The organism is Yoonia sediminilitoris, from assembly GCF_003058085.1.
Classification (GTDB): domain Bacteria; phylum Pseudomonadota; class Alphaproteobacteria; order Rhodobacterales; family Rhodobacteraceae; genus Yoonia; species Yoonia sediminilitoris.
The window spans coordinates 1-19,295 of record NZ_QBUD01000024.1 but is presented as its reverse complement, the minus strand read 5'-3'; the positions used below and the strand labels follow the sequence as shown (position 1 = coordinate 19,295).

The 19,295-nt window shown below is 58.5% G+C and carries 19 protein-coding genes; 9 read left to right on the top strand and 10 right to left on the bottom strand.

Features of this window, described 5'->3' with window-relative positions:
- Window positions 1-14: 14 nt before the first annotated feature.
- From C8N45_RS21965 to C8N45_RS21955, 3 genes are read right to left on the bottom strand one after another with little or no spacing between them, the layout of a single operon-like run.
- The gene (locus C8N45_RS21965; RefSeq protein ID WP_181868970.1) at window positions 15-431 is read right to left on the bottom strand and encodes a DMT family transporter; all 417 of its coding nucleotides are present in this window, start codon (window positions 429-431) and stop codon (window positions 15-17) included.
- Window positions 428-895 (bottom strand): DMT family transporter, encoded by a 468-nt coding sequence (locus C8N45_RS21960; protein WP_108389027.1) that lies wholly within the window; start codon window positions 893-895, stop codon window positions 428-430. Before C8N45_RS21960 ends, C8N45_RS21965 begins: the two co-directional genes overlap by 4 nt.
- Window positions 896-906: 11 nt before the next feature.
- Window positions 907-1,341: a hypothetical protein gene (locus C8N45_RS21955; RefSeq protein WP_108389025.1), complete on the bottom strand. Its 435-nt coding sequence runs from the start codon at window positions 1,339-1,341 to the stop codon at window positions 907-909.
- A gap of 232 nt (window positions 1,342-1,573) precedes the next feature.
- Here C8N45_RS21955 and rpsD point away from each other — a divergent pair, with 232 nt between their 5' ends.
- The 6 genes from rpsD (at window position 1,574) to ileS (ending at window position 9,883) form a co-directional block, all read left to right on the top strand.
- Window positions 1,574-2,194, top strand: coding sequence for a 30S ribosomal protein S4 (gene rpsD, locus C8N45_RS21950; RefSeq protein ID WP_108389023.1), 621 nt, complete (start codon window positions 1,574-1,576; stop codon window positions 2,192-2,194).
- Window positions 2,195-2,315: 121 nt separating this feature from the next.
- The gene (locus tag C8N45_RS21945; RefSeq protein WP_108389021.1) at window positions 2,316-3,734 is read left to right on the top strand and encodes a homospermidine synthase; all 1,419 of its coding nucleotides are present in this window, start codon (window positions 2,316-2,318) and stop codon (window positions 3,732-3,734) included.
- Between the two features lie 106 nt (window positions 3,735-3,840).
- The gene (hisC, locus tag C8N45_RS21940; protein ID WP_108389018.1) at window positions 3,841-4,929 is read left to right on the top strand and encodes a histidinol-phosphate transaminase; all 1,089 of its coding nucleotides are present in this window, start codon (window positions 3,841-3,843) and stop codon (window positions 4,927-4,929) included.
- Window positions 4,926-5,849, top strand: a complete 924-nt coding sequence (locus tag C8N45_RS21935) for a prephenate/arogenate dehydrogenase family protein (RefSeq protein WP_108389016.1) — start codon at window positions 4,926-4,928, stop codon at window positions 5,847-5,849. The genes hisC and C8N45_RS21935 overlap by 4 nt, the downstream gene beginning before the upstream one ends.
- The gene (locus tag C8N45_RS21930; RefSeq protein WP_108389014.1) at window positions 5,846-6,697 is read left to right on the top strand and encodes an extensin-like domain-containing protein; all 852 of its coding nucleotides are present in this window, start codon (window positions 5,846-5,848) and stop codon (window positions 6,695-6,697) included. The genes C8N45_RS21935 and C8N45_RS21930 overlap by 4 nt, the downstream gene beginning before the upstream one ends.
- Window positions 6,698-6,901: 204 nt before the next feature.
- A complete protein-coding gene (gene ileS, locus C8N45_RS21925; protein WP_108389012.1) occupies window positions 6,902-9,883 on the top strand; it encodes an isoleucine--tRNA ligase in 2,982 nt (993 codons plus the stop codon).
- Window positions 9,884-9,919: 36 nt separating this feature from the next.
- On the opposite strand, the gene C8N45_RS21920 is transcribed toward ileS, so the two are convergent.
- On the bottom strand, window positions 9,920-10,921 hold the full coding sequence (locus C8N45_RS21920; RefSeq protein WP_108389010.1) for an LLM class flavin-dependent oxidoreductase: 1,002 nt from the start codon (window positions 10,919-10,921) through the stop codon (window positions 9,920-9,922).
- 104 nt (window positions 10,922-11,025) lie between these two features.
- On the opposite strand from C8N45_RS21920, the gene C8N45_RS21915 reads away from it, so the two are divergent.
- From C8N45_RS21915 to C8N45_RS21905, 3 genes are read left to right on the top strand one after another with little or no spacing between them, the layout of a single operon-like run.
- A complete protein-coding gene (locus C8N45_RS21915) occupies window positions 11,026-11,466 on the top strand; it encodes a PaaI family thioesterase (RefSeq protein WP_108389008.1) in 441 nt (146 codons plus the stop codon).
- Window positions 11,463-11,912, top strand: coding sequence for a methylated-DNA--[protein]-cysteine S-methyltransferase (locus C8N45_RS21910; RefSeq protein ID WP_108389006.1), 450 nt, complete (start codon window positions 11,463-11,465; stop codon window positions 11,910-11,912). The genes C8N45_RS21915 and C8N45_RS21910 overlap by 4 nt, the downstream gene beginning before the upstream one ends.
- Before the next feature lie 4 nt (window positions 11,913-11,916).
- Complete coding sequence (locus C8N45_RS21905) at window positions 11,917-12,753, top strand: EamA family transporter (RefSeq protein ID WP_108389004.1); 837 nt, start codon at window positions 11,917-11,919, stop codon at window positions 12,751-12,753.
- A 188-nt stretch (window positions 12,754-12,941) separates the two neighbouring features.
- On the opposite strand, the gene C8N45_RS21900 is transcribed toward C8N45_RS21905, so the two are convergent.
- From C8N45_RS21900 to C8N45_RS21875, 6 genes are all read right to left on the bottom strand, one after another.
- Window positions 12,942-14,198 carry an eCIS core domain-containing protein gene (locus C8N45_RS21900; protein ID WP_211095496.1) on the bottom strand — a complete coding sequence of 419 codons (1,257 nt, stop codon included), beginning with the start codon at window positions 14,196-14,198 and terminating at the stop codon, window positions 12,942-12,944.
- 146 nt (window positions 14,199-14,344) lie between these two features.
- Window positions 14,345-15,043 carry a CDP-alcohol phosphatidyltransferase family protein gene (locus C8N45_RS21895; RefSeq protein ID WP_108389045.1) on the bottom strand — a complete coding sequence of 233 codons (699 nt, stop codon included), beginning with the start codon at window positions 15,041-15,043 and terminating at the stop codon, window positions 14,345-14,347.
- Window positions 15,044-15,134: 91 nt separating this feature from the next.
- Window positions 15,135-15,713 carry a cytochrome P460 family protein gene (locus C8N45_RS21890; protein ID WP_108389002.1) on the bottom strand — a complete coding sequence of 193 codons (579 nt, stop codon included), beginning with the start codon at window positions 15,711-15,713 and terminating at the stop codon, window positions 15,135-15,137.
- A 112-nt stretch (window positions 15,714-15,825) separates the two neighbouring features.
- Window positions 15,826-16,740: a tyrosine recombinase XerC gene (locus C8N45_RS21885; protein ID WP_108389000.1), complete on the bottom strand. Its 915-nt coding sequence runs from the start codon at window positions 16,738-16,740 to the stop codon at window positions 15,826-15,828.
- Between the two features lies 1 nt (window position 16,741).
- Window positions 16,742-17,437, bottom strand: a complete 696-nt coding sequence (locus C8N45_RS21880) for a DUF484 family protein (RefSeq protein WP_108389043.1) — start codon at window positions 17,435-17,437, stop codon at window positions 16,742-16,744.
- A gap of 101 nt (window positions 17,438-17,538) precedes the next feature.
- The gene (locus C8N45_RS21875) at window positions 17,539-18,807 is read right to left on the bottom strand and encodes a caspase family protein (RefSeq protein ID WP_168769562.1); all 1,269 of its coding nucleotides are present in this window, start codon (window positions 18,805-18,807) and stop codon (window positions 17,539-17,541) included.
- Window positions 18,808-19,295: the final 488 nt, after the last annotated feature.

Genomic DNA, 19,295 nt, shown 5'->3' with positions numbered 1-19,295 from the left:
GGCCACCAGAAGGCCTAGCGCCGCGCGACCCACATGCCGGTCAGAATCAGTGCGACGCCGGTGATCCGCGCCAAAGGATTGCCCGGCGCACCCAAGATCAGGTCAAGCATGACACCCGATATCATCTGTCCGGCGATGATCAGCATGGCGGTCTGTGCCGCGCCAATTCTGGCGATCAGCCAACTGCCTGCGGCAATGAAAACAACCCCAACCGGCCCACCAAGATAGGCCCACCACGGCGCGCTTTGCGGTTCTCCGGCAAACAGGCCGCCGATCAGCAGGGCAGTGATGGTCACAAATCCCAGTCCGACGGCGTGGTTCCAGAACGACGATTCCATCGCCGAGGTAGACAGAGCCAACCTCCCGTTGATCTGGCGTGACAGCCCGACCAGTCCGCCGGCCAGAACGGCATACATAACAAATAACGTCACACACTTCCCCCAAAGAAAATGAGAACCAGACTGCCTGCCAGAATGAGGCCCAGAGCAATGCCATCGCGCAAGCCCGGCATTTTTTGCGGCAGCCCAAACAGACCGCGCATATCTGCGAACAGGCTGAATATCACCTGGCCCGCCAGCCCCAGAGCGATTGTGCCCGAAAGGGCCAGCGCGCTGTTCATGCTGGCCGATGTCAACATGACTGTCAGACCGCCCGAGACGCCGCCAAGATAGGTCCATAGCGGGGGGCGATCCGATCTTAGCCGCTTGGGTCGTAAGACCAGCAAGAAAATCAGTGCCGCGATGGTGCCTGTCAGATGCGGCACCCAGGAAGAAAAGAACAATGATCCGTATGCAGCAAGGGTGCCATTGAACAGCACCATCAATGTCAATAGCGCGCCCGCGCCAAAGGCGGCGGCGAAATGGAAGGGCTTTGGAAGGTGGACCACGTCAGACATGGCCCCACATGTCAGGTTTCCGAGGACGTCCGCAACTGGAGTTGTGCCCGAACTGCGCCAAAATGCTGTTCGGGGTGATGGGGTTGCGACGACTTGATATCGCGCAACTGCTGTACCAAGGCTTTTTCCTTGCCGCGCAGCCTGAAATGGGTGAGGCGGACGACCCATTGCGGCTGGGTTTCGACCGCCAGTGCAAAGAGCGCGGCACGGCGTTCAGCATCAGACAGGGTGTCAAAAGCCGGTGTGCAGCGTTGTTTACGCGTCAGGTCAATCGCGAGCGGAATCAGATGCGAAGCACGAGGGTCATCAATGGCCGCAAATGCCGCGTCCTCATAAGCTGACGGCAACGCTTCTGAGAGACCGTGCAGCCGCCGATTAACCAAGCTTTGCAAGCCAATCCATAAGGTTACGGCAAACGCAAAACACACACTCAGAAACAGGGTCATCACAAATCCTTCACCAGTAGCAACGATATGTAATCGTCTTGTGGTCAAACTTGGGCGACAAAGGCACAATCGTGCGTCCGGACGCCTGATTCTTTGCGTTGACACACATCGAATCATCGCTATAAGCCGCGTTTCATTGGTGTTGGTGGACCGCGCAAGCGGAACCCTGTCGTCCCGGCCAAATCCGGGGAAAGGACAACGCCCTTCGCAATTGAAAGAAGGAGATCAGCGTATGACCAAACGTACCGCTGCCAAGTACAAAATTGACCGCCGGATGGGCGAAAACATCTGGGGTCGTCCGAAATCCCCCGTCAACCGTCGTGAATATGGCCCTGGCCAGCACGGTCAGCGCCGCAAGGGCAAACTGTCCGACTTCGGTATCCAGTTGCGCGCCAAGCAAAAGCTCAAGGGTTACTACGGCGACCTGACCGAAAAGCAGTTCCGCCGCATTTATGCAGAGGCCGAGCGCGTCAAAGGCGACACTGGTGAAAACCTCATTGGTCTGCTGGAGCGTCGTCTGGACGCTGTTGTGTACCGCGCCAAGTTCGTGCCAACCATCTTTGCAGCGCGTCAGTTCGTGAACCACGCCCACGTCACAGTGAACGGCAAGAAGGTAAACATCCCTTCCTACCGCGTCAAAGAAGGCGACGTGATCGAAGTGCGCCAGAAGTCCAAGCAGTTGGAGCTTGTTCTGGTTGCATCGCAACTGCCAGAGCGTGACGTGCCTGACTACATGGAAGTCGATCACAACAAGATGACCGCAACCTTTACACGGACACCCGGTCTTGGCGATGTGCCCTATCCGGTCACGATGGAGCCAAATCTGGTCGTCGAATTCTACGCGAAGAACTAAGAGCCACTCACTCACTCTTCCGAAAAGGCCACGCTATCTTGCGTGGCCTTTTTGTTTTGATTTTCATCCGGGGGCCATTGCCTTATCAATTGGGCCAAATTCTAACTTCCGAGAGGCACGGATGACCAGCTATCCCAACTACGGCCGCATTGACGGCAACATCGTCATGATTGGTTTTGGATCAATCGGGAAGGGCACATTACCCCTGATCCAGCGCCACTTCGACTATGATGCGGACAAGCTTTGCGTCGTCGACCCCAATCCGGCCAGTGCGGCCTTTCTGGCAGAGCAAGGGATCACCCATCACCAGATCGCCTTGACCCCCGACAACTACCGGCAGGTGCTGGGCGGGCTGTTTCCGGATGGCCAGGGCTTTTGTGTGAACCTGTCAGTGGACACTTCATCGCTTGATCTGATGAGGTTCTGCCGTGAACTGGGCGTGCTTTACATCGATACGGTCGTTGAACCCTGGGCCGGTTTCTATTTCGACATGACGGACAATGCAGAACGCACCAACTATGCGCTGCGCCAACAGGTGCGCGACGAAAAGGCCGCAAGCCTCGGTGGCACGACTGCGGTCAGTTGCTGTGGGGCCAACCCCGGCATGGTCAGCTGGTTCGTGAAGGAAGGATTGATGACACTGGCCCGCGATCTGGGCCGCGCTGACCCGGTGCCCGCTGACCGCGCAGCTTGGGGTGCGCTGATGCAGTCGCTGGGCGTCAAGGGCGTGCATATCGCCGAACGCGACACGCAAGCCCGCGCCAAGCCGCGCCCGCGTGACGTGTTTGTCAATACATGGTCCGTTGAAGGGTTCATCGCCGAAGGGTTTCAGCCAGCCGAACTGGGCTGGGGGACCCATGAAAAATGGATGCCGGAAACAGCACAGCGCCATGATACAGGATGCCAGTCTGCGATCTGGTTTGCCCGTCCGGGTGCGATAACGCGGGTGCATACCTGGTGCCCGACGCCCGGACCGCAGTTCGGGTTTCTGGTCACACACAATGAGTCGGTCAGTATTTCGGATTATTTCACTGTGGGCGACCCTGCCAAGCCGGATTTCCGCCCCACTTGCCACTACGCCTATCACCCCTGCGATGATGCGGTATTGTCACTACATGAGATGTTCGGGGCAGGGGTGCAGCAGAAAACCCACGAGATTCTGGATGTCGATGAAATCGTCACCGGCATTGATGAGCTTGGAGTGCTGATCTACGGGCATGAAAAGAACGCGCTTTGGTACGGATCACGCCTGTCCAATGACGAAACCAAATCGCTCGCCCCCTATCAGAATGCGACCGGTCTACAGGTCACGTCTGCTGTTCTGGCTGGTATGGTCTGGGCGCTTGAAAACCCCAGCGCCGGCATTGTCGAAACCGATGAAATGGACCATGCGCGATGTCTTGAGGTGCAGCGCCCCTATCTGGGCCCGGTTGAAGCGCATTACACCGACTGGACCCCGCTACAGGACCGGTGGGAACATTTCCCTGAAGATATCGATGAAAGTGATCCATGGCAGTTCCGGAATGTACTGGCGACATGACTTTTTTGCGCTGCGCGCGCGGATATTTATAGCCACAAGAAGCATGGGGTTGCTCATCGCGGCCCGGGCCCGATAGAACAGGCCAAACGATTGAGGATCAGGGACTATGGCTGACGGTATTCAACCGCAACCGGGCATTATGGACATTGCGCTGTATCAGGGTGGCGCGTCGCAGATTGACGGCATCAGCAATGTGCTGAAGCTGTCGTCAAACGAAAACCCGCTGGGACCAAGTGATGCCGCAAAAGACGCCGTGGTGCGCGCGTCCCATGATTTGCATCGCTACCCTTCCACCGATCATGCGGCGTTGCGGTCAGCGATTGCCGAGGTCTGGGGCGTTGACCCTGCGCGGGTCTTTTGCGCGGTTGGGTCAGGGGATGTGCTCAAGCTTTTGGCCGAAGGATACGCCGGTCCGGGTGATGAGATCATCATGACCGAACATGGGTTTTCGATGTATCCGATCTATGCCCGGTCGGTCGGGGCGACTCCTGTTGTCGTCCCCGAGCGCGAGCGTGTGACGGACGTTGATGCCATTCTGGCTGCCTGCACGGACAAGACGAAATTCGTCTATATCGCCAATCCGGGCAATCCCACAGGCACGATGATTGGCGCGGCTGAATTGGCGCGCCTTGCTGACGGTATTCCACCGCAAACGATACTGGTGCTTGACGGGGCCTATGCCGAATATGTCGAAGGCTATGACGCGGGCCTGTCATTGGTCGAGAGCCGCCGGAATGTTGTCATGACCCGCACCTTTTCGAAGATATTCGGTCTGGGGGGCATGCGTGTTGGCTGGGGCTATGGCCCGCAGCCGATCATTGATGTGCTTAACCGGATTCGTGGACCGTTCAATCTGTCCACGCCGGCTCTGGCTGCCGCCGAGGCTGCTGTCCGCGACACCGCCTATACTGAAAAATGCCGCGTCGAAAATGCCAAATGGCGCGAGTGGCTGGCGACGGCGTTGGCCGAAAGCGGTGTCCCTTCCGACACGTCGACAGCCAACTTCGTGCTTGCCCGGTTTTCGGATCAGGCAGAAGCGCAGGCCTGCGATGCGCATTTGCGGTCAGAAGGGATCATCGTGCGGCAGGTCGCAGGTTACGGTCTACCCCATTGCCTGCGGATCACCGTGGGTGACGAAAGCGCCTGCCGACGTGTCGCGCATGCGGTCGGGCAATTCAAAGGTGCAACGAAATGACGGCTATTTATGGCCGTGTTGCCCTGATCGGCCTTGGCCTGATTGCATCATCCATGGCGCATGCGATGCGCCGCGCAGGGCTGGTGGATGAAATCGTGGGCTATGCGCGGTCCGCTGAAACCCGCGATATCGCGCGTGAAGTCGGTTTTTGCGATCATGTGGCAGATAGCGCTTTTGATGCTTCAAAAGACGCTGATCTTGTTGTGCTTTGTGTTCCCGTCGGCGCCATGGGCGCTGTAGCCAGTGAAATCGGGCCTGCGCTGAAACCCGGTGCGACCGTCAGCGATGTGGGCTCTGTCAAGCGGACCGTAATTGCCGAAGTTGCACCGCATCTGCCGCAAGGGGTGCATTTTGTCCCCGCGCACCCGCTTGCCGGGACAGAGCATTCCGGCCCCCGTGCGGGCTTTGCCGAGCTTTTTGAAAATCGCTATTGTATCATCGTGCCAGTGGCGGACAGCGACCGTGACGCCGTGGCCCGGCTTGCCGACCTTTGGCGCGGCATGGGTGCGCTGATTGATGAGATGGAGGCAGAGCATCATGATCTTGTGCTGTCTGTCACCAGCCATACGCCGCACCTGATTGCCTATACCATGGTGGGTGTTGCTGACGATCTGAGCCGTGTGACCGACAGCGAAGTCATCAAATACTCTGCCGCCGGTTTTCGTGATTTTACCCGCATCGCTGCATCGGACCCTGTCATGTGGCGCGATGTTTTTCTGAATAACAAAGATGCTACGCTTCAGATCCTTGGCCGCTTCACCGAAGAGTTGTTTGCGTTGCAGCGTGCCATCCGGCGTGGGGACGGCGACCATTTGCAGGAATATTTCACGCGCACCCGTGCAATCAGGCGGTCGATCATCGAGGCGGGGCAGGACACGGACGCGCCGAACTTTGGCCGCGCCAAGGCGAAGGGAGATTGATCCGCTGGGGCGCGGTGTTGTGCCTTTTGGCAACGACAGTTGCCGCACAAGAAACCGTGCGCCCCGTTTCGCGCGATGTAACGCCCACGATCCGTCCGGTTGCAAGAGGCGCAGAGGCGGCGACCATCGTCTTTGATACCCTGCGGCCGATCGCCCGCCCCTATCTGCGGCCTGATCTGGCTTATGGGGCATCGACCTTGCCGCAACATCGTGCCGAAGTCGGGATGTTTGCCTTTAGCCCACTGGCACTGACCCAATCGCAGCGCCCGCGTCCGCGCCCAGAGACGATCGAGGCAGCTGCACGCGCCCGACGCGCGGCCCGCCTGCGTGGGCAAGTCTGCGAAGATCCGGCGATACAGGGCGAAGCGCTGGGCAAATTGCCGGGGCCGGGGGGCTGCGGCATTTACAGCGCGGTCAAGGTGCGGTCCGTGGCGGGTGTGCAGTTGACCCCGGCGGCGCGGATTGACTGTGTGACGGCGCGCGCCCTGAAGACATGGGTCACGGACGGGGCGATTCCGGCCGTGGGGGATACCGGTGGCGGGGTTGCGGGTTTGCGCATCATCGGCTCCTATTCCTGCCGGAACCGCAACAGCCAGCGCAGTGGGCGTCTGTCAGAACATGCCAATGGCCGGGCGCTGGATATTGCGGGCATCCGGTTGCGCAGCGGGCGGGAAATCACGGTGCTGACCGACTGGAACAAAGACGGTGACGGGGCGCGTCTGCGGGAGATGTGGCGCGCCGCATGCGGGCCCTTCGGGACGGTGCTTGGCCCCGAGGCAAACCGCTTTCATCGCGATCATTTTCATTTTGACACAGCGCGCTATCGCCGTGGGTCCTACTGCCGCTGAGCCACGGGTCTGTTTCTGCCAATTTGATGTGCAGTTGGGCTTTACCCGTTGCAGGGGTGGGCCTATAAGCCCGCCTATGAAGAATTGGATTATCATACGCATTATCTGCCCGGCGGTTTGAGTGACAAACCAGCCGGGAAAAGGTGTCTGCGTGCGCGCACCGCTCCTCATCCCATCCGATTGACATGTTAAAGGACACGACAGATGTGCGCCGAAAAGACCGACTATAAATCCACCTTGAACCTGCCCCGCACCGATTTTCCGATGCGTGCTGGCCTGCCCAAACGCGAACCGGACTGGCTGGCCCGCTGGGCGCAGATCGGTGTCTATCAAAAGCTTCGAGAAAAGGCCGAGGGGCGCAAGCCTTTCACCCTGCACGATGGCCCACCCTATGCGAACGGCCATTTGCACATCGGCCACGCGCTGAACAAGATCCTCAAGGATATGGTCGTGCGGTCGCAGCAGATGATGGGCCGCGATGCCCGTTATGTCCCCGGCTGGGATTGCCACGGCCTGCCCATCGAATGGAAGATCGAAGAGCAATATCGCAACAAGGGGCGCGACAAGGATGAGGTTGATGTCATCGACTTCCGTCAGGAATGCCGCAAGTTCGCCGCGGGATGGGTCGATATCCAGCGCGAGGAATTCAAGCGCCTTGGCGTGACCGGTAACTGGGATGACCCGTACCTGACTATGGATTTCCATGCCGAGCGGGTGATCGCCGAGGAATTCCAGAAGTTCCTGATGAACGGCACGCTCTATCAGGGGTCCAAGCCCGTGATGTGGTCGCCGGTGGAAAAGACTGCGCTGGCCGAGGCCGAGGTCGAATATCACGACCGCCAGACCGATGCGATCTGGGTGAAGTTTCCGGTGAAAAAACATGGTTATGCCGAAGCATATCGCGAACCGCGAGAAGCTAGCGCTGAAGAGAAGAGACGTTTGCAGCAGCAAAATGCGGCGCTAAATCGTTCATTCGATGAAACGATGGAAGGCGCCCAAGTTCTGATCTTTACCACTACGCCTTGGACCATCCCGCAAAACCGTGCGGTCTGCTTTGGCCCTGACATTTCTTATGGCCTGTACGAAGTCACCGGTACGCCCGAAGTCTGTTGGGCTGCGGTCGGCGACAAATACATCCTTGCGGACGATCTTGCCGCTGACGTGATGGAAAAGGCACGTTTGGAAGAAGGCATGTTCAAACGTGCCTCTGACGTGCCCGCTGATCAATTGGCGGGGCTTGTCTGCGCGCATCCGCTTGCTGGTGCTGACCCCGAATGGGATTTTGATGTGCCGCTGCTGCCGGGTGACCATGTGACCAGCGATGCAGGTACGGGGCTGGTCCACACGGCCCCATCCCATGGTGACGACGACTATGCCATCGGCGTCAAATATGGCCTGCCGATGACCTACAACATCCTTGATGACAGTTCCTACCGCGCTGATCTGCCATTCTTTGGGGGTGAGGCGATCCTGAAACCCAACGGCAAACCCGGTGGTGCCAATAAAGCGGTGATCGAGAAGCTCAAAGATGTCGGCGCGCTGATCGCGACGAAACGCATCACAATCTCTGACGCGCATTCGTGGCGGTCCAAGGCGCCTGTGATCCGTTTGAACCGTCCGCAGTGGTTCGTGGCCATCGATCGACCCGTGGGCGACGGGCAGGATACCTATGGCAAAACGATCCGTGAGCGGGCGCTGACCTCGATCGACGAGCTGGTCACATGGACACCACCAAAGGGGCGCAACCGTCTTTATTCCATGATCGAGGCGCGGCCCGACTGGGTGCTGTCCCGCCAGCGCGCTTGGGGTGTACCGCTGACATGCTTTGTCAAAAAGGGCGCCAAGAACACCGACCCTGACTTTCTTTTGCGCAATGACGCGGTCAACGCGCGCGTGCTCGAAGCGTTCGAGGCCGAAGGCGCGGACGCGTGGTATGCGGACGGGGCCAAGGCGCGTTTCCTTGGCGATGCCGTGAACCATGATGATTACGAGCAGATATTTGATATCCTTGATGTCTGGTTTGACAGCGGATCGACCCATGCGTTCGTTCTGCGCGACCGCCCCGACGGGTCAGAGGACGGCTTGGCCGACCTTTACCTTGAAGGCACCGACCAGCACCGGGGCTGGTTCCATTCATCCATGTTACAAGGTTGCGGCACCATTGGCCGCGCGCCTTATCGTGGTGTGATGACTTGCGGGTTCACTTTGGACGCCAAGGGGATGAAGATGTCCAAATCTCTGGGCAACATCATCGCCCCCAAGAAGGTGGCCGACCAGTACGGCGCCGATATCCTGCGTCTATGGGTTGCTCAGGTCGACTATACCAACGACCAGCGGATCGGGGACGAGATCTTGAAAGGCGTGGCAGACAGCTATCGCCGGTTGCGCAACACGCTGCGGTTTATGCTGGGGTCGCTGTCCGATTTCACCGCAAGCGACCGTGTGGCACCCGCTGATATGCCGGAATTGGAGCAGTTGATGCTGCACCGCCTGGCGGAACTGGATCAGGTCGTGCGCGATGGCTATGCGTCTTACGACTTCCAAGGGGTTGTGCAGGCGGTGTTCAACTTTGCTACGCTTGATCTGTCGGCTTTTTACTTCGATATCCGCAAGGATGCGCTTTATTGCGATGGTGATACGCCGCGCCGCCGTGCCGCGCGGACACTGCTGGATATGCTGTTCCACCGGATCACCAAATGGCTTGCCCCGGTTCTGGTCTTTACGATGGAAGAGGTCTGGTTGGAGCGGTTCCCCGGCGATGAAAGCTCTGTCCATCTTGAGGATTTTGCAGAGACGCCAGCTGATTGGCGTAATGACGACCTTGCCGCCAAATGGGCCGAGGTACGCCGCGTGCGGCGCGTTGTGACAGGCGCGTTGGAGGTCGAGCGCACCAACAAGGTCATCGGTGCATCGCTTGAGGCCGCGCCGACCGTCTATGTCACCGAAGATGTCGCCAAGGTGTTGGGAACGGTCAATTTTGATGATCTTTGCATCACCTCGGGGATCACTGTCAGCACGGACAAAGCTCCGGCTGATGCGTTCCGTCTGGACGACGTGGCAGATGTGGCCGTCATGTTCGCGCGGGCTGCGGGCGACAAATGCGAACGTTGCTGGAAAATACTGCCCGACGTTGGCACGCATTCCCATGCGGGCGTCTGTGGCCGCTGTGACGCGGCGCTAAGCTAATCCGACCCGGCCCCGTCCACGCGGGGCCGGTTTTCTTCACGCCGCCTGTGCCGTTTCGCGCAAGTCGCGCATCACTTCTGCGGCGATTTCAAAAGACCGCAGGCGCGCCACTTGGTCGTGGATCATCCCCGTCAGGATTACTTCGTCCGGTTGATAGTCTGCAATCAGACCCTGCAATTTCTGCCTCACGGTCGCGGGTGACCCTGTGGCGGAACAGCCCAAGGCTTGATCGACGCCCTCCAGCACATGGGCAGGCACGTGTGCTGCTATGTCCGTGACCGGACGCGGCAGTTTGCCCGGTGTGCCGCTGCGCAGCTTGGCAAATGCTAACTGCTGCGACGTGCGCAAGAACGCGGCTTCGTCATCCGTTTCCGCGGCGCAGACTCCGGCGGCCATCATGAAATAGGGCTTGGCCAGATATGCGGACGGCTTGAACGTCTCGCGATAGACTTGCGCAGCCTGCGCCAGCATCGCGGGCGCAAAATGCGAGGCAAAGGCATAGGGCAGCCCCAGATACGCAGCCAATTGCGCGCCATACAGGCTGGACCCCAGAATCCAAACGGGAACGTTGGTGCCTTGTCCGGGGATCGCCTGCACCTGCGTTGGGTCGTCACCCAGATAGTCCAGCAGTTCCAATACATCCTGCGGAAAGCTGTCGTCTGGTGCCATATGCCGCCGCAAAGCGCGGGCGGTCGCCATGTCGGACCCCGGGGCGCGCCCCAAGCCAAGGTCAATACGATCAGGGTATAGCGTGGCCAGCGTGCCGAATTGTTCGGCCACCATCAGGGGCGCATGGTTTGGCAACATGATCCCGCCCGCCCCGACGCGCATGGTTTTGGTCGCCCCTGCGACATGGCCAATGACAACAGAGGTCGCTGCAGAGGCGATGCCGGGCATATTATGATGCTCTGCCAGCCAAAAGCGGTGATAACCGCTGCGTTCTGCCAGTTGTGCCAGCGCCACCGAGTTGGCCAGCGCGTCGGCGGCTGTGTGGCCTTCAGGAATAGGGGAAAGGTCGAGAAGTGAGAAATGCTGCATCCGTTGCCTCCGTACCTTGAAACTTAAGCGCTGCGGCGGCCAAACCCAAGCCCCCTGTTCCTGCTCCGGAATTCGGCTAGAGTGCAAAAAAAAGAGGAGGCAGAATGGCCCAGTTTCGCAATCCCGATGCTGTCGCGCGGCTCCGCGCGGATTTTGAGCGGCAAGGTGCCATGTCCAGCATGGGGATCACCCTGGCCGACATCGCGCCGGGGCAGGTGACGTTGCAGATGCCCTTCAACCCCGCTTTCACCCAGCATCATGGGTACATGCACGCGGGTATCATTACCACCGCGATGGACAGCGCTTGCGGGTTTGCGGCCTTCACCCTGATGGAGGCCGAAGCGGAGGTGCTGACGGTCGAGTTCAAATCGAATTTCATGTCACCGGCGGCAGGTGAGGCGTTCCGTTTCGAGGGCGAGGTCGTCAAGTCGGGTCGCACGCTGACATTCACCCAAGGGCGGGCCGTTGCCATCAGTGAAGGGGCTGAAAAGACCTTTGCCACAATGACAGCCACGATGATGGCCGTGCGCGGGATGCGTGGATGATCTGTGCGCAGTCGCCGGTTGGACCGCTTGGCGCGGACGCAGCGGATGGGGCTGTCACTGCGCTGGTCTGGGGCAAGGCTGGATCGCTGACAGGCGGACCGCTGCACCGGCAACTGAGCGACGAGTTGGCCGCGTATTTTGCGGGCGCATTGAAGGAATTTACAGTACCTCTCGCGCCACGCGGAAACCTGTTTCAGCAAGCGTTCTATGCCGCCTTGAGCGAAATCCCTTACGGAGAAACACGCACTTATGGAGATTTGGCCAAAGATCTTGGGGTATCGGCCCAAGCGATCGGGCAAGCCTGTGGCGCAAACCCGATTGCGATCCTGATCCCTTGTCATCGTGTGTTGGGGGCATCCGGACTAGGTGGCTATTCCGGGATGGGCGGTGTCGAGGCAAAAGTCGCGCTGTTGAAGCTTGAAGGTGCGGCGGGGTTATTGATTTAATTCAATGAGTTTTGCCGTATTTCTGGCTGTTATCGGGGCCGCTTTCTTGCATGCATCGTGGAACGCACTGATCAAACAGGGTGCATCCAAGATGACAGGCATGTTGATCCTCACTTTGGTGCAGGGCGCGGTGGGACTGGCCATTGCAATGACGCGGCCAATGCCCGACGCGCATGTCTGGGTCTGGTTGCTGGGTTCGGGCCTATTTCATTCCGCTTATAAACTGTTCCTGTCTTATGCCTACGAACAAGGCGACCTGAGCCGTGTCTACCCGATAGCCCGCGGGGCTGCCCCTTTGGTGGTGGTCGTGATTTCGGCATTGTTTCTGGCCGACCAGATCAGTGGTTGGGAATATCTCGGTGTCTTTGTGCTGGGCCTGGGAATTCTAACCATGGCGCAGGGGGTGTTTGCGTCGGGCGAAAGCAGGCGTTTGGTGCCTCTTGCGCTGGGATCGGCCATGGCGACGGCGGGCTATTCGCTGGTCGATGGCTTGGGCGCGCGCGTTTCGGGGGATGCGGTTGCTTATGTCGGCTGGCTGTTTGCGTTGGATGCGGTGTTTTTCACGCCGGTCTGCCTGTTGCTGCGAGGGCGGGCGGTACTAAAAGCCGACCGCCGCGCGTGGATGATGGGCAGCTTGGCCGCTGGCGCATCTTACGGGGCCTATGCCATAGCCGTCTGGGCGATGACGGTTGCGCCAATTGCCTTGGTGGCGGCGCTGCGCGAAACGTCGATATTGTTTGCGGTGCTGATTGGCTGGGTCTGGTTTGGTGAAAAACTGGGTCTTGGCAAGGCGCTTGCGGCAGTGATGATCATTGGCGGCGTGGTGCTCACGCGGGTTTAGTGGATAACGGTTGGTCCATTGCTCAGGCTCGAAGCGCTGTTGAGGCTTGTAAGGGGGCGGCGGTATTGTTGCCTTGAGACCAACAAGCGGGTTTTCGCACCATTTGGTCGCGGTCGCTAGAGCAGTGCATCAATTTATTATCCACGATGTCGCGAACTCGTCCATTGGCCCTGCGGCAGTCAGTGCAGTCAATTTCTCTTCTTGCCCTTAACCCGTTTCTTGAAACTGCTTTTCTCTGTTCTGGCCATCATTTTCGCGACAAACTTTTTGCCCGGTCCCTCAGATGGGGGGCGAAAATGTCCGGACTCACTCGTCACTAAGACACTGCCATTAATTCCCCACTCCAATGTGCCAGCGCATGTCACATCAGGATCACCACCGACAAGTGTAGGATGCGGCAGTTTCTTACCATCGGCGCGTATTGCCACGTGCAAATCCGAACCATCCAGTACATACATGTGCTCATCATCGAGGTTGGTGTTCAGAAAATTTGTCATTTGCTTTTCGGAGCTTACCTTTTGCTGACTTAAGACGCTGTAGTCCAGTTGATTTGCCGCCCGACTGTTTGAAATTTCAGCTTCCAAGTTGGCGTTAGTTGCGGCAGCTATCGTCGTGCCGAGGCGCGTTTCAACGTCATCAAATGTATCTTCATGAAATAGTTTTCTGGCCTTCTGATGTCGCATGTCAGCGCGGATGTGATCGTCAGAAACTTTCAAGCGTTGTATCGAGTCCTCGTTTGCGCGTGAATTACCCGCAACCTTTGTTGGACTATTAGCACTGTCGTTAGATGGTTTTGTTTGCAACGCCTTCGCCCCCATCACATCGGCCTCAGCCTCCAGCCCCGCATCATCGTTTACCGCCACGCCCTGCAACTGCATCGTGGGCTTCACCCGCCCTTGGGCCTGTTGCACCACGTGCCATGCCTCGTGGGGCAGGTGCTGTTCTTGACCGGGGCCGAGGTGGATGTCGGTGCCCTGGGCGTAAGCGTGCGCCTGCACGGCCGCGGGTTTGTCAGAGTTGCGGTGGACTTTGACCCCGTCCATCGACATCCCGGAAAGGTTTTCGATCCCGGATTTCAGGTTATCTGGCAGGCCCGTGTTGTTGGTCTTGGGTGTTTCGACGCGCTGGATCGCCTTGCCTTGCATCAGTTCTTCGTCTTCCATGCGCTGGATGAATTTGCCTTGAAGCTCATCCTCTTCCATCCGCTGGATCGCTTTGCCCTGCATCAACTCTTCGTCTTCCATGCGCTGAATGAATTTGCCTTGTAGTTCATCTTCCTCCATGCGCTGTACGGGCTGTACGGGCTGTACGGCCATCGCCTGCAGGGCCTTCAAACTGGCCAGACGTGGGCTGTTGTTCGCGGCGCGCTGCAACGCGGACTGTCCGCTACGGACCGGGCGGGCAAATGCGGTATTCGCGGAACTGCGCTTGGCCTGACGGTACATGTGATCTCCCTGGAATGGGGTGTGCTGCATTGGTCTTTTTCATCCATAGCACGAATGGATTAATTTCAGAAGAAGTGTTTGCAGCGCCGTCCGACAAGCGAAAGGTTGTCACGTGGTGACAAGTCCGGGCAAGGACACTGAACCGCTCAGGTGGCAGTGCGCTGCGGGAACATTTGCTGTGTAACGCCCGCAAACAGCAGGTAGACCGATGTGACGACCAAGCCCCAATGCGCCCAGCTTTGCGGGTGGAAATCGACCCATGCCGCCCAACCGGCAAACGCCGTCCATGCAAGTGCAGTGGGCAAAGTGACGATGCGCCAGCGGTCCGTGCGCACCGGATGAACAAATTTCAAAGGCACGAACATCGCAACGGCCAGAATTGTGACAAGCACCAGAGACACCCAGAAATTCGGCTCGAGCGCGAAAATCACCAAGACCAGCATGTTCCAGCAGCCCGGAAACCCCGAGAATGAATTGTCGGCTGTTTTCATCCGTGTATCTGCAAAATACAGCGCCGATGTGAAGGTGATGACGATGATCGCTACCCATCCTGTCCAGCCGGGCAACAACCCGGACTTGAAAAGGGCATAGGCCGGCACGAACACGTAGGTGAGATAGTCAATAATCAGGTCCAGCAGGACCCCGTCAAATTCGGGCGCGTTGGTTTTTACGTCATACTTCCGCGCCAGTGGCCCATCTATGCCATCCACAAAGAAGGCGACGACAAGCCACAGGAACATAAGGCTCCATTTTTCTTCAACGGCGGCGAGCATCGCCAGCATGGCGAAAACGGCACCGGTGGCAGTGAAAAGATGAACGGCGAGTGCTTTGGTGCGAAGTGTCATGCCCACGTCATGACCCATGATAAAGCGGGATGCAAAAAGAAAACCCGCGAGGCGACCCGCGGGTTTTCCAACCGTTTCATTGTTGCCGCAGCTATTGGCTGATGCGGACCTCCTCCAGCGGGTAGGCAAGATTGTCCTGATAGTCATAATTGACGTGGCAATCATGGCAGAAGGATTGCTTGATCTTCATTTCCTTGCCGTTGGGCTGCACGCCTGCGTAAAGCCAGTCGTCGGCTTCGGGGGCTTCGCCTTCGGCAAGCTTTGTCATGATAAACAAAGGACCGGGGCGTGCGGCCTGCCGTTTTGAACTGAGGGTGATGCTTTCCTTGGCCAGTACTGACCCGACAGGCATGGTGATGTCTTCAGCATATTGCAGATACTGTTCTGCGGCGAATTCGTTTGCGTATGTGATCAAAAGACGGTTGCCATGAACACCCGCAAGCCCGGGGGCTGTTTGGGTGATGGTCCAGTCGCGATAGGCGTTGCCCACTGCGTCGCCTTGTGATGCGTACCCTTCTGCCATACTCTCCTTGAGACAGTCGTAAAAGGCGGCAATTTCAGCTTCCGTCAGATCATAGGGGTCTTCAGCGGTGTAGGCCGTACAATCCTGTGCAAAGGCAGTGCTGGCGGGAAAAAGGGCAAGGGCGGTCAAAGCGGCGCGGAATTTCATGGGCTGTCCTTCAGTAATTCATTAACTCTGTGCATGAATGAACATTCGCATGGGGTTTGGCGCAAGCCAATTGACAGCTTTGCACGAACACGTGAAATCCGTTGCAACATTCTCAGGCCTTGGGATGGGCCTTGTCATAGACTTCCATCAGGCGACTGGCATCGACCGCCGTGTAGGCCTGTGTCGTGGACAGGGAGGCGTGACCCAGTAGCTCTTGGATCACGCGTAAATCGCCACCAGCGGACAACAGATGGGTCGCAAAGGAATGGCGCATGGCGTGCGGTGTGGCGCTGGCGGGCAAGCCCATTTGTAATCGGGCGCGTTCCATCACCTTTTGAATGGCACGGGGGGGCAGTGGGCCGCCCCGCACACCACGAAAGAGTGGGTCGTCTTCAGCCAGTTCATGGGGGCAAATCTTGCGGTAGCTTTCAACCGCATCGCGTGCCGCATCCAGAACAGGTACGATACGTTCCTTGCCGCCTTTGCCGGTGATCCGCAATACAGCAGGCAAGGGCGCATCGGCACCGGTCAGCCCCAGCGCCTCTGATATCCGCAGACCGCAGCCATAAAGCAGGGTCACAACGGCGCTGTCGCGGGCGGCAACCCAAGGGTCACGGGCTTGCACTTCGACCATGTCGATCATTGCGCGCGCACTGTCTTCGGCCAATGGCCGTGGCAGTTTGCGCTGAAATTTCGGTGCCCGCGTGGACAGAACGGCCGTGGGTTCAAACCCTTCGCGTTCTGCCAGCCAACGATAGAATGACTTTACTGCCGAAAGCGATCTTGCAAGACTGCGCGCGCTGACGCCGCGGCTACGCTCATTGGCCATCCACGCGCGCATATCGCGCACGCCGATCCTGGACACCGGGCCAAGCCCCTGGGTTGCGCCATTATACTGCGTCATGAATGACAAAAAACCCAGCACATCGGCCTGATAGGCGGCAATGGTGTTCTGTGCCGCCCCGGCCAAGGCGCGTTGATGGTCAAGCCATTTGGCCAAAGCATCCGAAAGGGCAGGGGCGATCATGTCAGGCCAGCCAGCGGCGCATCACCCGTTCAAACACGCCGGTAAAGAATGTCAGCAGGTCGGTGCCCTGCTGCGGTGTAAATTGCTGCGGGTCCTCTGACCCCATGACCAGCAGGCCGGGCATGTGGTCAGGGCCGAAGTCCAGCTTCAGGCAGGCCTCTGACTGGATGTAGCCTGCGCGATCACCGTAAAGGCTCGCGCCGTGGTTTTTATATCCGCGTAATGTGACCTGCCGGGCAGGCATGTTGCGACCAAGGGTGATATAGTCATCGACAAAACCGATCGGGGCGAGCGCCACAACGGGGCCCATGGTGTTTTCGCTTTCGGGGGTCTCTGTTTCAAGCACCAGCCGAATGGCATCAACCCGCAGCGTATTGGCCACGTCGCCGGTCAGGTCAGCAAGGAAAGTCGCAAAATCCGCGGCGTCCATCATCCGCAAGATCGCCCTGTGCACCTGATTTGTGCCTGCCAGATTGTCGTATGCGGCGGCGATGACGTTGCGGTGTGTGTCCTCAAGCCGGTCAAACCGCGCCTCGAGCCGGTTCATCGCGATGGCGCGCAGATCAACGATGTTCGTGCCTTGCTGGCCTTCGTTTGCTTCGACCAGCGCGCGCATGATGGCGTGATCGTCCAATAGGACCCGTGGGTTGTCGATGATCTTGTCGCGAAGGTCGTCTTCCATGGTATGTTTGGTCATGTAGCCTGCTCTGCTTTTGTTTTGTCTGTTGATAGCCTTTTCTTGCAGGAGGGTGTTCAACTATTTTCGACGCGGTCTGAAAGGGTGGCTTTTGCGCCGCATCAGTTGCGCAGCTGATCAAGCCGCAATGCGTAAGTTGTCTGCATGCAAGAGACACTGTCACCGCAACTGTCCCTGTCACGCAGCCATGCCCGTTGTTGCGTCAAAAGCGCGTCGCGTGCCGCACCGTTTAGCGTCGCGCGCTTTGCCTTGAATGCCGCTTCGAGTGCGATATCGAGCGCCGATAGCGTATCGTTGGCACAAATCGCCCGCTCGGTTCTTGTGCGGGCGTTGGGGCACCATCCGGGGCGGGCTTGTTGTCTTGTTACTGGTGTGGTGGTGGTTGGCTGCGGCTTGGCCTCGGGTACCTGCAACTGCGCGATGCGTTCGTTCGCCAGAGCCGCATAGGCGGTGTCTGTATATTGTTGCTGAAACAGGCGCAGCGCATCTATCGAATTGCTGTTTCTGAAAGCTTCCCAATCGCGGGCAGCAGCGGCATTGCGGTCCGGGGCGGGCTTCGGTTGGGCAACGATGGTCGCGCCATCGCACAGGCCGGACAAACAGGCAGCACCGATGACCTCGTCATAATAGGCGGGGCGTTGCGGGTGACCTATGCGCCCTGCCTCTTCATTTACCAGTCTTTGGGTGCGCTTGAAGGCAGACTGCAAATCCTGCGGTTTGGCAAGCTCCGTCAGAAAATGCCGGGTGAACACGGAATAGGGGGCGGGGTCGTCGTCCGACAAACGATCCAATGCTGTCTGACCGGCACCTGCGGAAAAGGCAACGAACGTGCCCGTCGGCGCATCAATCGGGGCCAGCCCTCGGGCCAGCCCGACAGAGCGGGTGCCTTGATCCGTCGCAAACGGGTTGTCGCGGCAGGCATCAACGATGGCCAGCGTCAGACCGGCACCGCGCTTGGCAATTTCATCAATGATTCCGTTGACGCCGTTGCGCAGCGCAAAGCTTTCCCGCGCGATCAGGGTTTCCGAACCTCCGACACGAATATCTGTCGGCACAAGAAAATTCTCGCGCCCGTCGCTCCAGCCGTGGCCGGAAAAGACAAAGGCCACCGTATCACCGGGGGCAATGCGATCAAGAAAAGTAGCCAGTTCGAACCCCATGTCACGACCATTCAGATCTGTGCGCATGGTGACATCAAAGCCCAGACCTTGCAGCACGTCCTGATAGCCGGATGCGTCGGCACGGGCCTTTTGCAGGCTGGGGACATTATCATAGGTGTCATTGCCGATAATCAGGGCGAGTGACTTGGCAGCAGCCAGTCCGGGGAGGGCCAACAGAAACAGGGCAACCAAAATGCGGAATGACAGCATCGCTCTGTCCTCTTTTCTTGAACAGTCCAAAGCAACATAGGACGCAGCGGGCCTATTGGATAGGTCATGTTTTCCGCCAGCCTCCGAAAGACGGGGTCGTGCGTACTCTATATACTGCTGTGCGCGGCTGCATCGCCTCGGGGTCAGGGACACGGTTGACCCGTGCGATTGGTCCGGAGGCAATGCATAACCCAGGCCAGCCACCCACGAGTCGAGTCGCATGGCGGTTGTGATGGGTTGATTCACGTAATTGGGCCTGAAATGACATCTGATGCGCTCCAAAGTGGCAATATCTTCGGCCGCGGGCCCTACCGCCTTGGCTGCAGCGCATGAAAAGCCCTTTGTAAACAAGGGGTATTATCTGATTTGGAAATAAAACCACGTATCTTTGCATTTTCTTGAAAAAGGGGGTTGCGGGTGTGCTTTAGTAGCCGTAGAACCCCCCTCACCGGCGGCGCAGAGATGCACTGGCGGGGCGCTGGAGAGGC

What these genes read in the sequence shown, in the direction of transcription:
- C8N45_RS21960 (WP_108389027.1), bottom strand. Translation starts at nt 895, where the DNA reads ATGTCTGACGTGGTCCACCTTCCAAAGCCCTTCCATTTCGCCGCCGCC.
- C8N45_RS21935 (WP_108389016.1), top strand. Translation starts at nt 4,926, where the DNA reads ATGACGGCTATTTATGGCCGTGTTGCCCTGATCGGCCTTGGCCTGATT.
- C8N45_RS21900 (WP_211095496.1), bottom strand. Translation starts at nt 14,198, where the DNA reads ATGTACCGTCAGGCCAAGCGCAGTTCCGCGAATACCGCATTTGCCCGC.
- C8N45_RS21890 (WP_108389002.1), bottom strand. Translation starts at nt 15,713, where the DNA reads ATGAAATTCCGCGCCGCTTTGACCGCCCTTGCCCTTTTTCCCGCCAGC.
- C8N45_RS21920 (WP_108389010.1), bottom strand. Translation starts at nt 10,921, where the DNA reads ATGCAGCATTTCTCACTTCTCGACCTTTCCCCTATTCCTGAAGGCCAC.
- C8N45_RS21885 (WP_108389000.1), bottom strand. Translation starts at nt 16,740, where the DNA reads ATGATCGCCCCTGCCCTTTCGGATGCTTTGGCCAAATGGCTTGACCAT.
- ileS (WP_108389012.1), top strand. Translation starts at nt 6,902, where the DNA reads ATGTGCGCCGAAAAGACCGACTATAAATCCACCTTGAACCTGCCCCGC.
- C8N45_RS21915 (WP_108389008.1), top strand. Translation starts at nt 11,026, where the DNA reads ATGGCCCAGTTTCGCAATCCCGATGCTGTCGCGCGGCTCCGCGCGGAT.
- hisC (WP_108389018.1), top strand. Translation starts at nt 3,841, where the DNA reads ATGGCTGACGGTATTCAACCGCAACCGGGCATTATGGACATTGCGCTG.
- rpsD (WP_108389023.1), top strand. Translation starts at nt 1,574, where the DNA reads ATGACCAAACGTACCGCTGCCAAGTACAAAATTGACCGCCGGATGGGC.
- C8N45_RS21910 (WP_108389006.1), top strand. Translation starts at nt 11,463, where the DNA reads ATGATCTGTGCGCAGTCGCCGGTTGGACCGCTTGGCGCGGACGCAGCG.
- C8N45_RS21955 (WP_108389025.1), bottom strand. Translation starts at nt 1,341, where the DNA reads ATGACCCTGTTTCTGAGTGTGTGTTTTGCGTTTGCCGTAACCTTATGG.
- C8N45_RS21945 (WP_108389021.1), top strand. Translation starts at nt 2,316, where the DNA reads ATGACCAGCTATCCCAACTACGGCCGCATTGACGGCAACATCGTCATG.
- C8N45_RS21905 (WP_108389004.1), top strand. Translation starts at nt 11,917, where the DNA reads ATGAGTTTTGCCGTATTTCTGGCTGTTATCGGGGCCGCTTTCTTGCAT.
- C8N45_RS21895 (WP_108389045.1), bottom strand. Translation starts at nt 15,043, where the DNA reads ATGACACTTCGCACCAAAGCACTCGCCGTTCATCTTTTCACTGCCACC.
- C8N45_RS21880 (WP_108389043.1), bottom strand. Translation starts at nt 17,437, where the DNA reads ATGACCAAACATACCATGGAAGACGACCTTCGCGACAAGATCATCGAC.
- C8N45_RS21875 (WP_168769562.1), bottom strand. Translation starts at nt 18,807, where the DNA reads ATGCTGTCATTCCGCATTTTGGTTGCCCTGTTTCTGTTGGCCCTCCCC.